At 62.7% G+C, this 14,592-nt stretch carries 14 protein-coding genes; 9 read left to right on the forward strand and 5 right to left on the reverse strand.

Going from position 1 to position 14,592, the window contains the following annotated elements; translation table 11 throughout:
- Window positions 1–520: 520 nt before the first annotated feature.
- The 3 genes from PMI35_RS13130 to PMI35_RS13120 form a co-directional block, all read right to left on the reverse strand.
- On the reverse strand, window positions 521–1,174 hold the full coding sequence (locus PMI35_RS13130) for a peroxiredoxin (protein WP_008061088.1): 654 nt from the start codon (window positions 1,172–1,174) through the stop codon (window positions 521–523).
- A 105-nt stretch (window positions 1,175–1,279) separates the two neighbouring features.
- Window positions 1,280–2,224: an aldo/keto reductase gene (locus PMI35_RS13125; RefSeq protein WP_081504845.1), complete on the reverse strand. Its 945-nt coding sequence runs from the start codon at window positions 2,222–2,224 to the stop codon at window positions 1,280–1,282.
- Window positions 2,225–2,234: 10 nt separating this feature from the next.
- The gene (locus tag PMI35_RS13120) at window positions 2,235–3,512 is read right to left on the reverse strand and encodes an NTP/NDP exchange transporter (RefSeq protein ID WP_008061092.1); all 1,278 of its coding nucleotides are present in this window, start codon (window positions 3,510–3,512) and stop codon (window positions 2,235–2,237) included.
- A gap of 52 nt (window positions 3,513–3,564) precedes the next feature.
- Between PMI35_RS13120 and PMI35_RS13115 the strand changes: the two genes are divergently transcribed.
- Window positions 3,565–4,353 carry an alpha/beta hydrolase gene (locus PMI35_RS13115; protein ID WP_008061094.1) on the forward strand — a complete coding sequence of 263 codons (789 nt, stop codon included), beginning with the start codon at window positions 3,565–3,567 and terminating at the stop codon, window positions 4,351–4,353.
- A 175-nt stretch (window positions 4,354–4,528) separates the two neighbouring features.
- Here the strand turns inward: PMI35_RS13115 and PMI35_RS13110 are convergent, their stop codons facing one another.
- Entirely contained in the window at window positions 4,529–4,957 is a 429-nt protein-coding gene (locus tag PMI35_RS13110) for a TOBE domain-containing protein (RefSeq protein ID WP_008061095.1), read from the reverse strand.
- Window positions 4,958–5,188: 231 nt separating this feature from the next.
- On the opposite strand from PMI35_RS13110, the gene PMI35_RS13105 reads away from it, so the two are divergent.
- A complete protein-coding gene (locus PMI35_RS13105; protein ID WP_008061097.1) occupies window positions 5,189–5,818 on the forward strand; it encodes a hypothetical protein in 630 nt (209 codons plus the stop codon).
- 19 nt (window positions 5,819–5,837) lie between these two features.
- On the forward strand, window positions 5,838–6,467 hold the full coding sequence (locus PMI35_RS13100) for a helix-turn-helix transcriptional regulator (RefSeq protein ID WP_008061100.1): 630 nt from the start codon (window positions 5,838–5,840) through the stop codon (window positions 6,465–6,467).
- Here PMI35_RS13100 and PMI35_RS13095 read toward each other — a convergent pair.
- The gene (locus PMI35_RS13095; RefSeq protein ID WP_008061101.1) at window positions 6,461–7,357 is read right to left on the reverse strand and encodes a LysR family transcriptional regulator; all 897 of its coding nucleotides are present in this window, start codon (window positions 7,355–7,357) and stop codon (window positions 6,461–6,463) included. The genes PMI35_RS13100 and PMI35_RS13095 overlap by 7 nt on opposite strands.
- 91 nt (window positions 7,358–7,448) lie before the next feature.
- Here PMI35_RS13095 and PMI35_RS13090 point away from each other — a divergent pair, with 91 nt between their 5' ends.
- From PMI35_RS13090 to PMI35_RS13065, 6 genes are all read left to right on the forward strand, one after another.
- A complete protein-coding gene (locus PMI35_RS13090; RefSeq protein ID WP_008061103.1) occupies window positions 7,449–8,891 on the forward strand; it encodes an aldehyde dehydrogenase family protein in 1,443 nt (480 codons plus the stop codon).
- A 13-nt stretch (window positions 8,892–8,904) separates the two neighbouring features.
- On the forward strand, window positions 8,905–9,891 hold the full coding sequence (locus PMI35_RS13085; protein WP_008061104.1) for a dipeptidase: 987 nt from the start codon (window positions 8,905–8,907) through the stop codon (window positions 9,889–9,891).
- A 126-nt stretch (window positions 9,892–10,017) separates the two neighbouring features.
- Window positions 10,018–11,571 carry a BCCT family transporter gene (locus PMI35_RS13080; protein ID WP_008061106.1) on the forward strand — a complete coding sequence of 518 codons (1,554 nt, stop codon included), beginning with the start codon at window positions 10,018–10,020 and terminating at the stop codon, window positions 11,569–11,571.
- Window positions 11,572–11,594: 23 nt separating this feature from the next.
- Window positions 11,595–13,310 (forward strand): hypothetical protein, encoded by a 1,716-nt coding sequence (locus PMI35_RS13075; RefSeq protein WP_008061108.1) that lies wholly within the window; start codon window positions 11,595–11,597, stop codon window positions 13,308–13,310.
- Window position 13,311: 1 nt separating this feature from the next.
- Window positions 13,312–14,025: a DUF3726 domain-containing protein gene (locus tag PMI35_RS13070; protein WP_008061110.1), complete on the forward strand. Its 714-nt coding sequence runs from the start codon at window positions 13,312–13,314 to the stop codon at window positions 14,023–14,025.
- Between the two features lie 28 nt (window positions 14,026–14,053).
- The gene (locus PMI35_RS13065) at window positions 14,054–14,431 is read left to right on the forward strand and encodes a RidA family protein (protein ID WP_008061112.1); all 378 of its coding nucleotides are present in this window, start codon (window positions 14,054–14,056) and stop codon (window positions 14,429–14,431) included.
- The last annotated feature ends 161 nt before the right edge of the window (window positions 14,432–14,592 follow it).

Consider the following 14,592-nt stretch of genomic DNA (forward strand, 5'->3'; position numbering starts at 1 on the left):
GGCGATCCGACTTGCCGGCGAACCAGACGCTGCTGTGTGTCTGTTGTACCGCGTTATCGTTCTTCGCCGGCAAGCCTGGCTCCAGTTCAGTGGGATCGCGGACAGACCTGCAATCAGGTCGGCTTTAAGGCCGCCTCGCTTTCGCGTTTGATCTTGATCTGGCTTTTGATTTTCTTGCCCCCTCGAGAGGCCGAGTGGAGGTTCTGCGCAGTGGGTAAACCGGCATGGATGCCGGTTTAGCCGCGCTGGGCCATGGATGGCCCATCGCGGCGACCCACGGAGCAGGACCGGAGCGAGGGCATGCCGAGCATTAGCGAGGCACCGAACGCCAGGGGCAAGAGCCCTTGGTTACTTGGGGCTCTTCCAAGTGACTCGCTGTAAAAGCGAAACCATAAGTGGTCGTTACCGCAGGAATGGATATGTACACCCCAAGTTTTTATACACAACCCTATGCTTAAGTGAACAGCATCCCCCTGCACACCGTCCTCACAGGAGCGGTGTACAGGTCAGCCGCCGAGGCCTACTTGGGTTGCGGCACCACACGCAAATACGGTTTCAGGGTCTTGAACCCATCCGGATACTTCTTCCTGGCATCCTCATCGGAAACCGACGTCGGAATGATCACGTCTTCACCCGGACGCCAGTTCACCGGCGTGGCGACGGTGTGCTTGGCGTTCAGTTGCAGCGAGTCGAGCAAGCGCAGTACTTCATCGAAATTACGCCCGGCGCTCATCGGGTAAATCAGCATCGCCTTGACCTTCTTGTCCGGGCCGATGATGAACACCGAACGCACCGTGGCGTTGTCCACGGCGGTGCGCTGGCCGCCGCTGGCATTGGGGTGAATCATGTCGTAGAGCTTGGCCACCACCAGGTTGTCGTCCCCGATCATCGGATAGTTGACCGCATGGCCCTGGGTTTCCTCGATGTCGCCGATCCAGGCGTGGTGGTCGCTGACCGGGTCGATGCTCAAGCCCACGACCTTGGTGTTGCGTTTGTCGAACTCCGGCTTCAACCGGGCCATGTAGCCAAGCTCGGTGGTGCAGACCGGGGTGAAGTCTTTCGGGTGCGAAAACAGGATGGCCCATTTATCGCCAATCCATTCGTGGAAGCGGATCGGCCCTTCGGTACTGTCGGCGGTGAAATCCGGTGCCTCATCGCCAATGCGGATAGTCATGTTCGATCTCCTTTTGGGTAATGGTCGGGGATGTCTTGCATGCTCAGGTTTTTCAAACCTCAATCAGTGTAGTCAGGAACCCGCCTTTCAAATCCTGCGTTAGCATCAATCCACCAAGGCGATCAACTGATGACGCTGTGCATCGGTGAGCATCGGGCCGAAACCGGCGCTGGCGTTTTCTGTCATGTAGCGCGGGTTGCCGGTGCCGGGGATGACGCAGGTCACCGCCGAATGCGACAACAGGAACTTGAGGGCCAGGGGCGGCCAGCTCTTGATCCCGACTTGCGCAGCCCAGCCGGGCAACGGTTTACCCTTCAACCGCGCGATCAAGTTACCGCCGCCGAACGGCCGGTTGCAGATCACCGCCACGCCGCGGTCGCGACACAGTGGCAGGATGCGTTTCTCGACGCCGCGATCATCCAGCGCGTAGTTGATCTGCAGGAAGTCCAGGGCCTCGGCCTTGAGCAGCGCCTCCACTTCGTCATAGGCCGACGCCGTGTAATGGGTGATGCCGATATAGCGAATGCGCCCTTCTTCCTTCCATTGGCGCAAGGTCGGCAGATGGGTTTGCCAGTCCAGCAGGTTGTGGATCTGCATCAGGTCGATGCGATCGGTCTGCAGCAACTTGAACGATTGCTCCATCTGCGCAATGCCCTCTTCGCGGCCACGGGTCCACACCTTGGTCGCCAGGAAGGCCGGCGATCGTGGCTCGTGAATCGACAGCAGCTCGCCGGTGGTCTGCTCGGCGCGGCCGTACATCGGTGAACTGTCGATGACCTTGCCGCCCTTTTCGAACAACGCGTCAAGCACGGCGGGCAAGCTGCGGTACGCAGGATCCGAAGGCGCCACGTCGAAGCCGCGATAGGTGCCCAGGCCGACAGCGGGCAAAGGCTCTTTGCTGGAAGGAATGACGCGGGTCATCATGGTCTTGCCTCCTGTTCCCGCCGCTGGCGAGGTTTGCGCACCGCTCGGGCCGAGCGTGAAGACCGCCGAAGCCGCGGCAGCCAGCGTGAGTATTTGCCTGCGGGTCAAACCTTGCGCATGGCTCATGACGTTTCCCTCACCGGTGGCCCGGCTCCTGTGGCCCAGCTTCGGCCATTCGCGCCTGGCGCCTGGCCAGCCACAGGCACAACCCACCCCACACTCCCGCCACCGGCACGACCGCCAGCGCAACCAGGCCAAAGCCTGCGCCCACGGCCGTCAAACCGGCCGACAACCAACCGCTGGCGGCATCACCGCCACGATAGACCAGGGTTTCGATCACATTCTTGGCCTTGTACTTCTCTTCACGGCTGACCACCGTCCACAGCACTTCCCGCGCCGGCCGCACAATGCCGAACTCCACCGCGCGGCGCAGTCCCTGGGCCAGTGCCACGCTGGCCGGCACCGGCGCCAGCGCCATGGCGCAAAACGCCACGACGGTCGCCAGGGGCAACGCCAGCAGCGCGCCACCGATGCCCAGCAGGCGGATCAACGGTGCCGTCAGCAGCAACTGGCAGATCAAGGTCAGCGCCGACACCAGCAAATCGACCACGGCGAAAAATTGCGTCCTGCTGCCTACATCAGCGTAGCTGCCAGCGACGATCCGTCCCTGCTCGAAATACAACAAAGTCGCGGCGCTGGTGTGCAGCAGCATGAAGGCCACCAACCCCAACAGATAAGGCGAGTGCAGGATCAGCGTGATCCCGGCGAGCATGCTGCCGCCCAGGCGCCGTTCGTCCAATAACCGGTTACCCTGCTGCGATTGCGTCTGCGCCAGCAGCCCTCGATAGCAACGTACCGCCAGCTCCAGCAGCAACGCCGCACCGACGGTCAACGCCAGCGGGCCCAGACGAGTGGCCATGGTCGCCGCCAGCAAGGGCCCGATGAAGGTGCCCAGGGTGCCGCCGGCCGCGATGCAGCCGAACAGCCGGCGCCCTTGCTCGCTGGAGAAACGGTCGACCAGCACGCTCCAGAAAATCGAGACGATGAACAGGTTGTAGAGGCTGATCCAGACAAAGAACACCCGCCCGACCGCCACCGGCGCGACGTGGTTGCCGATCAACAGGCCAAACACCAGCATCGACACGGCGATCGCGCGGTAGATCAGCGGCACGAAGCGCGTGGCGGGCAGGCGCGATGCCAGGGCGCCGAACACCGGCACCATCAGCAACATCACCACGAAGGTGGCGGTGAACAGCCATTGCAACTGGTCGACACCCCCTTCAAGGCCCAGGGCATCGCGCAACGGTCGTACCAGGTAATAGCTGGCCAGCACGCAGAAATGGAAGGCGAAACCCAGGGCCAGGGCCGCTCTTTCCACAGGCAACACGTTGAGCCACTTGAGCGCGATGGGCATCGGTGCCCTCCTATGCCGCCAGCTACACTTTGACGGCACCCCGGAGCCGTCAATGTCGCCCACTAACGTTAGCCGAATGTCCCGAACCCTGGTGTTACTCGTCGTCATCGCCGCTGCGCTGTACCTGGCGCTCTGCGCGGCCCTGTTCGTGTTTCAGCGCGCGCTCATCTATTACCCGCAGCCCCGCGCCGTCGACGCGCCCGGGACGTTGCTGACGTTGCCGGTGGACGAGGCCCAGGTGCTGGTGTCGGTGCGCCCGCATGCAGGCCCCAAGGCGCTGATTTATTTCGGCGGCAATGCCGAGGACGTCTCGCGCAGCCTGCCGACGTTCGACCGGGCCTTCCCCGACCATGCCCTGTACTTGCTGCATTACCGTGGCTATGGCGGCAGCAGCGGTTCCCCCTCAGAAGAAGCGCTTGCCCGCGATGCGATGACCTTGTTCGACAAGGTCTACGCCGACCACCCGCAGATTGCCGTGGTCGGGCGTAGCCTGGGCTCGGGGGTGGCGGTGCGCCTGGCCAGTTATCGGCCGGCGACGAAACTGCTGCTGGTCACGCCGTACAACAGCCTGGAGGAACTGGCTGTGCGCCAGTTCCGCTGGCTTCCGGTGCAGTGGCTGCTGAAGGATAAATTCGAATCCTGGCGCTACGCCGAACACATCAGGGTGCCGACCCGCCTGATCGCCGCTGAGCACGACGAAGTGATTCCAGGCGCAAGCACCCGGCGGCTCTACAGCCATTTCCCCCCGGGCGTGGCGACGCTGCAGGTGATTGCGGGCACCGGGCACAACTCGATCGGCAACAGCCCTGAATACCTCAAGGCGCTGGAGGATGGTTTGTAACTAACTGTCTGTTGGAGCCAGGCTTGCCGGCGAACCGAAGCACTGCGGTGTATCTGTAAGACCGCGTTATCGTTCTTCGCCGGCAAGTCGGAACGCCGCCCGCTGGCTCCTACAGGCGAACCAGACGCTGCGGTGGATTTGTCAGACCACGTCATATTGTTCGCCGGGTTCGCCGTCAGGCCGGGACGCCCAGGATGATGTGCGAAGCCTTGATGACCGCCGTAGCGCTGACACCCGGTGCCAGGCCCAGTTCTGCGACGGCGTCACGGGTGACGATCGAATACACCTTCGCACCGCCCGCCAGCTCGATCACCACTTCGGCGTTGACGGCGCCGTCGTTGACGCTCAGCACCTTGCCCTGCAGGCAGTTCCGCGCCGAGAGGCGAATGTCGTCGGATTCGGTCATCAACATCACCCAGGGCGCCTTGATCAGGGCGATCGCTTCCTTGCCGACGGCAATCCCCAGGTTCTTGATGCTCTCCATGGTCACGACGGCCACCAGTTGCTCACCGCCGGGCAGGGTCAGGCTCACCTCGGCATTGACCGCGCCGGCCTGAACGTGACTGACCTGGCCTTTGAATACGTTGCGTGCACTGACTTTCATGGGAAGCTTCCTTTATTGACTTTGGAGTTAGGTTTTTACCAGATTACCTGCATAACCGCTGTGTAGGAACCACCATAGCGCTCTCGTAGCGTTTACGTGGGCGAACCGACCAGCTGGTTCTTTCCCTCTTACAGCACCGCTGATCGGCGATTTCAGCCACATCCAATAAAAACATATTTATATGCTTTAATTGATATTGTCGAACGTTCCCCACTCTCAGAGGGTGCTGTCATGAATATCAAGATCCTTGCACTGATCCTCCTGGCTTTCCTGGCGCAACCGGTCTGGAGCCAGACCGCCCCCGCGCCTGCCCCAACCGCCGATAGCGCCGCGCTGACCACGCGCCTGGCGCTGCGCGACCTATGGGTCGAGCACATCTTCTGGATCAGAAACTACGCGCTCGCCAACCAGGCCGCTGACCGCCAGCAGGCAAAAGTGGCGGCCGACCAGGTGGTCGACAACGCCACCAAAATCGCCAACAGCATCGCACCGCTCTATGGCCAACCGGCCGCCGATCAACTGCTCAAGCTGCTTGCCGGTCACTGGGGCGCGGTGAAACACTACAGCGACGCTACGGTGGCCAAGGACAGCAAAGGCAAGCAGGCCGCCGTTGCCGATTTGACCAGCAATGCCAAGGCGATTGCGGCGTTCCTGGCCGGGGCCAACCCGAATCTGCCGGAGGCGACGCTGGTCAATCTGCTGTCGGCCCATGGCGGTCATCACATCGCCCAGATCGATGAATTCGCCGCGCACGATTACGCTGGCGAAGCGCGTACCTGGTCGATGATGCGCACGCACATTTTGGCGCTGGCGGACGCACTGACCGCGGCGCTGGTCAAGCAATTCCCCGACAAGTTCTGACACGGCGCGAGGCGACACCATGCTGCAAGGACTGGGCCGAACCCAGCAGGACCTGCTCAATGCGCTGCTGCACCATGCCAGCGGCATGAGCATCGACGAACTGGCCGAGCACCTGGCCGTCACGCGCACGGCGATTCGCCAACACCTGGCGGCGCTGGAGCGTGATGGGCTGGTGTCGCGCGGCGAAACCCGGCCGACGGGGCGTCGTCCTGAGCAGCTGTATCAACTCACCGACCACGCCAGGGAGCAGTTCCCGCGCCAGTACCAGCTGCTCGCCAGCGCGCTGATCGATGAAGTGGCCGACATCATCGGCCCCGAGGCGCTGGCGACGCTGATGCGCAGCCTGGGCCGCAAACTGGCCCTGGACCGCGAACAGCAGGTCGTCGATGAAGCGAAGATCGTGCAGCACATGAATCAGGCGGGCTATGAAGCCGAGGTGTTTTTTCGCTCATCCGGCGATCAGGAAATCGTCGCCCACAACTGCGTGTTTCACCGTCTCGCCGCCGCGCACCCGGTCGTTTGTGAACTGGACCTGGCGTTGATCGGCGCACTGGGCGGCGCTGAAGTCGATCACACCGAATGCATGGTGCGCGGCGGCGATGTCTGCCGCTTCAAACTACGGCCGACGGAACCACCGACCCATCACTGACCTTGCAGCCCGGGCATCTGCATCTGCGCCCGCAGAAACCCCATCAACTCGGCCGCTGCCGGCGACAGGCTATGGCCCTTGCGGCACAAAATACCGATCTGGCGTTCCACCCGGGGCTCGGCCAGGGGCAGGAACACCAGCTGTTCATTGCCCTTGGGAAAAGCCAGGGACGGCAACGTGGTGATGCCGATGCCCTCTTCGAGCATCGCGATCAGCGAAATCATGTTGGAGACGAACAGCAGGCTGCTGTCGAGCAAGCCTTCCGCATCGGTTCCCGCCAGCAGGCGCGAGGTGCCGTTGCGCACCAGCGGGTAGGCTTGCAGGCTGGACCAGTGCAGCGCCCCGCCGCTGGCCACCAGCGGATGATCATGCCGACAGACGACCCCTACCCGGTCACTCAGGATCGGCACGAACTCGATGTTTTCATCCGCCACCCACACGCTGCTGATGGCAAAGTCCACCTGCCCCTGGACCAATAGCTGCTGCACGCTGTCGGCGGTGCCGTCCTGGATGCTGATCTGCATTTTCGGGTGCTCGCTCACGAACCGTGCGAGCAGGTTCGGCAACAAGCGGCTGGCCACCGACGGCACCGTGGCAATGCTCACCTGGCCGATTTCGTGCCGCGCCAGCAGGCTCACTTCCCGGGCGATGCGATCGTGATGGGCGAGCAAATCCTGGAACAGCGGCAGGCAGTGCGCGCCAAACGGCGTCAGCTCGGTTTTACCGCCCTTCTCGAACAGTGGCTGGCCGAGCTTCTGTTCCAGTTCGCGCACCGCCAACGACAACGCCGGTTGCGTGCGATACGCCTGCCGGGCCGCGCCGTGGAAGCTTTTAAGCTGGGCGACGAGCACGAAATAACGCAGTTGAGTGATTTTCAGCTCGGGCAACACGGTTAGTTTTCCTTATCGTTTCATATTTATTATTAATTTTTATTTGCAGAGTAATACTCTCAAGATGGGACCAACGCAATCGGAGGTTCCCATGGCACTGCAACCCTACAAAAATTTCATTGGCGGCAACTGGTGCGAAGGCCAGGGTCTTATCGCCAACCACAGCCCTTCGGATGTCGAAGACCTGATCGGCCACTACCACCAGGCCAGCGCCGAACAGACCCTGGACGCCATCGCGGCCGCCGGTGATGCCCAGCCGCAGTGGGCGGCCAGCGGCCTGGAACAGCGCCAGCAAATCCTGATGGCCATCGGCGACGAGCTGATGACGCGCAAGCAGGAACTCGGCGAACTGCTCTCGCGCGAAGAGGGCAAGCCGTTGGCCGAGGGCATCGGCGAAGTCCATCGCAGCGCGCAATTCTTCCACTACTACGCCGCCGAAGTGTTGCGCCAGATGGGCGAGACGGCCGCCTCGGTACGCCCCGGGATCGAGATCGAAGTCCAGCGCGAACCGGTGGGCGTGGTCGGTATCATCACCCCGTGGAACTTCCCGATGGCCACCGCCGCGTGGAAGATCGCCCCGGCCCTGGCCTTCGGCAACGCCGTGGTGTTCAAGCCGGCCAACCTGGTGCCTGCCAGCGCCTGGGCCCTGACCGAGATCATCAGCCGCCAACCCTTGCCCGCAGGCACCTTCAACCTGGTGATGGGCAGTGGCAGCGTGGTGGGCGAAAGCCTGATCCAGTCGGCCGATATCGATGCGCTGACGTTCACCGGCTCCCTGCAGACCGGCCGCCGCGTCGCCGTGGCCACCGCCGGCAACCTGGTGCGCTGTCAGCTGGAGATGGGCAGCAAGAACGCCCTCGTAGTGCTGGATGATGCCGAGCTGGGCATCGCCGTCGAATGCGCCTTGAACGGGGCCTTTTTCGGCACCGGGCAAAAGTGCACCGCCTCTTCGCGCCTGATCGTTTGCGATGGCATCCATGACCGCTTCGTCGAGGCGCTGGTCGCGCGCATGCGCCAGTTGAAGGTCGGCCATGCCCTCGGACAAGGCGTGCAAATCGGCCCCGTCGCCGAAGCCCGGCAACTGCAACAGAACCTTGATTACCTGCGCCAGGCCCAGGAAGACGGCGCGACCCTGGTCGAAGGCGGCGACTTGCTTGCCCTGGAACCCGCCGGGCACTACATGCGCCCCGCGCTGTTCACCCATACCACCAACCAGATGCGCATCAACCGCGAAGAAGTGTTCGGGCCGATTGCCTGCGTGATCCGGGTGAGCGACTACGAGCAGGCCCTGGCCGTACTGAACGACACCGAATATGGCCTGACCGCCGGGATCATCACCCAGTCGCTGCGTTTTGCCAGCGACTTCAAGCGCCGCGCCCGCACCGGTTGCGTGATGGTCAACCTGCCCACCGCCGGCACCGATTACCACGTGCCTTTTGGCGGCCGCAAAAACTCGAGCTTCGGTCCGCGCGAGCAAGGGCAATACGCCCGCGAGTTCTACACCGTGGTCAAGACCACCTACGTGCGACCTTGAACGGGAGATCACCATGCACGATTTATTGATAATCGATGGCCTGCAATATTCCGCCTGGAACGAAGACATCTTCCGCCAGATGCAGGCCGGCGGCCTGAGCGCGGTCCACGCCACCATCGCCTACCACGAGAACGCCCGGGAAACCCTGTCGCGAATCGGCGAATGGAACCGCCGTTTCGAGACCTGGCCGCAGCTGATCCGTCCGGTGCGTGAGGCCTCGGACATTCGCCTGGCCCACCAGGAAGGCCGCGTCGGGATTTTCTTCGGGTTCCAGAACTGCTCGCCCATCGAAGACGACATCAGCCTGGTCGAGGTCTTCCGCCAGCTCGGCGTGTTGATCATGCAGCTGACCTATAACAACCAGAGCCTGCTGGCCAGCGGCTGTTACGAGAACGAAGACAACGGCATCAGCCGCTTCGGCCGCCAGGTCATCGCCGAGATGAACCGCGTCGGCATGCTCATCGACATGTCCCACAGCGCCGAGCGCAGCACCCTTGAAGCCATTGAGCTGTCGAGCCGGCCGGTGATCATCTCCCACGCCAACCCGTCGAGTTTCCACGCCGCCAAGCGCAACAAGTCCGATGCCGTGCTGCGCGCGATCGCCGAGTCCGGTGGCCTGCTCGGTTTCAGCACCTACCCGTTCCACCTCAAGGGCGCGTCGGGCTGCAGCCTGGAATCGTTCTGCGACATGGTCGCCAGCACGGCCGAACTGATGGGCGTGGAGCACATCGGCATCGGCACCGACCTGTGCCAGCAGCAACCCCTGCAAGTGCTCGAATGGATGCGCAACGGGCGCTGGAGCAAAGACAAGGACTACGGCGAAGGCTCAAAGGACAACGCCCACTGGCCGTCACCGCTGCAATGGTTCCGCGACAGCCGGGATTTCCCGATCATCGCCCAGGGCCTGCGTGACCGTGGCTTCGCCGAGGACGAGGTACGCAACATCATGGGACTCAACTGGTTGCGCCTGCTGGAAAGCGCGACCACCGCGCACAACTGACCCTTGATCCACTGACCCTGGTTTCACACCGTGAGGACAGCACAGCATGAAAAATAACAACAATAGCCTCCCGTTCATCCCCCCGACCGGCGATGCACAGCCCCAGGCGCGTATTTTGGAGGCATCATGAAAACCACCACCACACTGCAAGCCGACAGCCAGGCGCTGCAACCTGCGGCGCCGAAAAAAGACATCGACTGGCCGCTGTTCCTGATCAGCGGCGGCTTCCTCGGCGCCTTCCTGATCGCGGCCCTGGTCGACATCCAGGGCGTGTCGCTGCTGGTCAACACGCTGTTCGCCTGGTCGACGAAATTCTTCGGCCTGTACTGGCAGGTCCTGATGCTGGCGACCTTCGCCATGAGCCTGTTCATCTGCTTCAGCAAGTGCGGGCGCGTCAGGCTCGGCGGCGTCGACCAGCGTCCCGATACCAGTACCTTCAACTGGATCGCCGTGATCATGTGCGCCCTGCTCGCCGGCGGTGGCGCCTTCTGGGCGGCGGCGGAACCGATGATGCACTTCGCCAGCCCGCCCCCATTGTTCGCCGGCATGCAAGCGCACACCGAAGCGGCAGGCCACGCCGCGCTCGCGCAATCTTTCGTGCACTGGGGCTTCCTCGCCTGGGCGGTGTTGGGCAGCTTGCTGGCCATTGTGCTGATGCACCTGCACTACGACAAAGGCCTGCCCCTGGCACCGCGTACCTTGCTCTATCCACTGTTCGGCGAACGTGCACTCAAGGGGCCGATCGGTACCCTGGCCGATGCCACATCGATCATCGCCGTGGTCGCCGGCACCATCGGCCCGATCGGTTTCCTAGGCCTGCAGATCAGCAGCGCGTTGCACTCGGTGTGGGGCATTCCCAATGACCTGATGGTGCAGTCCATCACCATCGTGCTGGTCACGGTGATGTACACCATCTCCTGCCTGGTCGGGCTCGAAGGCATCCGCTTCGTCAGCGGGATCAACGTCTGGCTGATGATCGGCCTGGCGGTGTTCATGGTGCTGCTCGGCCCCACCGCGTTCATCCTCGGTGGTTTCCCCACGGCGTTTGCCTTGCACATTGAACAGTTCATCCCGATGACCCTGTTCCGCGCCGACCCGAAATGGCTCGACTGGTGGACGGTGTTCTACTGGGGCTGGTTCATCGGTTACGCACCGATGGTGGCGCTGTACGTGGCGAAGATCTCCCGGGGCCGGACCATCCGCGAAGTGATCATGACCCTGTCGATCATCGCCCCGCTGGTGACCATGTTCTGGTTCACCATTGTCGGTGGCGCCGGCATCGGCATGGAACTGCAAACCCCGGGCATCGTCACCGCCCACGGTGCACAGCCCGAAGACTTGCTGCTGGGCGTGACCCAGAACCTGCCGCTGGGCGGACTGATCTCGGCGCTGTTCCTGTTCCTGAGCTTCATTTCGGTGGCCACCAATGGCGATGCCATGGCCTTCACCGTGGCGATGGCAATGTCGAGTAATGACAAGCCCAAACCATGGCTGCGCGCATTCTGGGCAATCGGCATGGGCCTGGCCGCCGTGGTGCTGATCACCATCGGCTCGGGTGGGGTCACGGCGCTGCAATCCTTTATCGTAATTACTGCCGTACCGGTTTCGCTGCTGATCCTGCCGTCGCTCTGGGATGCACTGCGCATCGCCCGGCAGATGGCTCGTGAACAGGCAGTCTGATGATGAACAGTCCAGGAATCGCAATGATGTCGCACACCGACACAGACACCTCTTCGGCCTTGCGCCCTGCCGTCCGGGTCATGGACCTGGAGCGGCTGGGCAGTCACTTCCAGAGCCGCCTGAGTTTCGTGCGCAGCAGCATGCGCAAGATGATGAACGAGCAATGGCGCATCGAGCGCACCCGCTTCGATCTCGACGCCGAAGGCTTCGGCACGGCGATCTATCGGATCGCCACCGCCAGTGCCCACTATCACTGCGTGATTTTCTCGGCGTACCTGCCGCCGGAAAAACGCAGTGACCGGGTCATCGCCGATCAGTGGGACGTCAGCTTCGTGCTGCTGGCCGGTGATGTCGACGAGGCGCAACTGGCCGACTTGCGGCGCAACGTGCCGTTGCAGGAAGCCGGGCGTTACGATGCGCGGGTGCTGGTGCTGTCACGGGCCAACCGCAGCCTGCGCAACTTCGAGCGTTTTCTCGGGGCGCTGGCGGAAGGTTGCCAGCCAGACCCACGGCAACTGGCCGAGGTCGGCTACCTGTATCGCACCACCGCCGTGTACGGCAACGGCAAGTTCGGTATCGCCGACTTCCATTGCTTGCAAGACACTGCCGACTTCACCCAACCGTTCAGCGCGCAGATGTTCACCGTGTACCTGCTGCGGCATTTCAGCATCGATCAGATCGAGCACATGGCCCGGGCGCGCAATCCGCAACGGGCGGTCGGGCTGGACATCGAGCTGCAACGCTACCTGGGGGTAGGCAACTCCACGGGGCTGGGCATGGCGCCGTTCCTGATCAATCACCCGCAACTGGTGGACCAGTGGGTGTTTGCCCGTGAAACCGCACTGGCGCGGGTGGTGGCTGAACCGGCCGACCTTCCCCGAACACAGCGTTTCCAGGTACTGCTGCAGCGGGCTCGGCAGCATCTGCAACAAACCAGCACCGAGGACCAAAGGCAAAGTGCAATCGACCAACAGACCCTGGCCGATCTGGATCAACTGAGCCAGTGGTTCGCCAGCCAGCCCGTCAGCGCCGATCTGTGGTCACGTCTGCAGGGTTGGGCCGAGCTGAACGCCGGCTTCGGCTGCCAGGAATTGCTGGTCAGCCTGCTGCTGGAGCTGTACCCCGAACAGGTCGATCCGCTGGCCGAACAGATGTCGGTCAACGAGGGTTTCCGCCTGAACGCCGAGATGCCGCTGGACGCGCTGTGCAACCTGATCGAGACCCGCTACCGCTGGGCGCTCGACTACGACCTTGGCGATGCCGAGGCCAATCACTTTTTCTGGTATCGCTCGGCGGAAAAGGAAGAACCGCGCCTGGGGGAACGCGCCATGGAACCTGGTGCGGAAAAGGAAATGCAACTCGGGATCGCCCACAATATCCAGCGTTGCCACCGCGCCTTGCTGGCCTACCGCGAACGACAACCGCAGCATCTGACCGCGCATTTCCTGCTCGCCCAGCCGTCGTTCAAAGGCACCGTGTGCCGGTTGCAGGGCATGGGTCGTTGCGCCTTCGGGGAAATTCGCGCCAACCTGATGGACCGCAACATGCTGCCGATCCACTTGCTGCGCTGCAAACTGGCGTTCTTCGGCGCTGGCAAGTTCGATCCCAAGTCCAGCCGCTGGGTGCGCATCACCTTGTTCCAGGGCGCTCCGCTGGTCAGTGAAATTGGCCAGCCGTTCGCCGATGACTGGAATTTCGCCGTGATGCCAACACTGCCCACCGCTGCCGGAGAACACTGATATGCGCGTCTCGCTCAATGAAATCCAGGTGATCTGCCGCAAGGCCTTCGAGGGCATCGGCTTCGCCCCCGGTGACTGCGACGACGCCGCCGAGATGATCGCGCGCCTGCAACTGCAAGGCCTCGATGGCATCGGCGCGTTGAAAAAGGCCCTGGCGTTTCTCCACGACGAAGTCGATCGCCCGATCGAAACCTGCTACGAAGACGCCGCGCAGTTGACCCTCGATGCCCATGGCCAAAGTGTCTTGCGCTGCGCCGCCCAGGCGGTCGAACTGTGCGTCGGCAAGGCCTTGCGTGGCGGCAGTGCGTTGATCCGCATCCGCCATTGTCACAACCGCATTCTGCTCCTCGGCTACCTGGCGCGTTGTGCTCCGCAGGCACTGAATTTTTGCGTCTACTGGCGCGATGCACGCCAGGAAACACTTGCCACGTTCAGCGCTGGGCAAGCCTGCCCGACCCTGCGGGTATACGACCTGCCGCAACCGGCGCAGAGCGACGAACAAAGCATCAATGTGCTGATCTCCCGGCACTTCGCGCTGCTGCCGCGACTCAGTGCCGAGGATGCCTTGCCTGCCAATCACTCGCAGCCCGCTGAGGGGCTGGTCGTCGACGACGAAGTCTGGGCCCAACTGAAAAAACTGGGCGAGCGGGTACTGGTGGAAAGCACCGAAGAGTCTCGTCGGCGTGGTGCCGGCGAAAGCAGCGATGCCCGATAAAACCTTGCAATGCATCAGGAATCAATCAATGAAACACGCGATCAAGACCGACCTTTTCGCCTCGCGCGCGCCGCTGGAATGGGCGGTGGTCGGCAGCGGCACGCTATACACCGCACAGATCCCCATCGACCGCGAAGGCCAGGTCGTCAGTGGCGGCATCGAGGCGCAAACCCGGCAGACCCTGGACAATCTGCGTCATACCCTGCAAGCCGCCGGCAGCACGCTGGATGCGGTTACGCAGGTGCTGATCTACGTCACCGACCGCCGCTACCTGGCGACGGTGAATGCGATCTACGGCGAGTATTTCCAGGCGCCCTACCCCAACCGCGCGGCCATCGTCGTGGCGGGTTTGGCTCGGGAGGAGATGCTGGTGGAACTGGTGGTGTACGCCTGCCTTGACTTGTAGGAGCCGGCGGTGTGGCGATCCGATTCGCCGGCGATGACGGCCTGACAGCTGACCTATTGTTTGCTGACTGAGTACATATCCATTCCAGCGGTAACGGCCACCTATGGTTTCGCTCTTACAGCGAGTCACTTGGAAGAGCCCCAAGTAACCAAGGGCTCTTG

The organism is Pseudomonas sp. GM78 (assembly GCF_000282475.1).
Lineage (GTDB): Bacteria > Pseudomonadota > Gammaproteobacteria > Pseudomonadales > Pseudomonadaceae > Aquipseudomonas.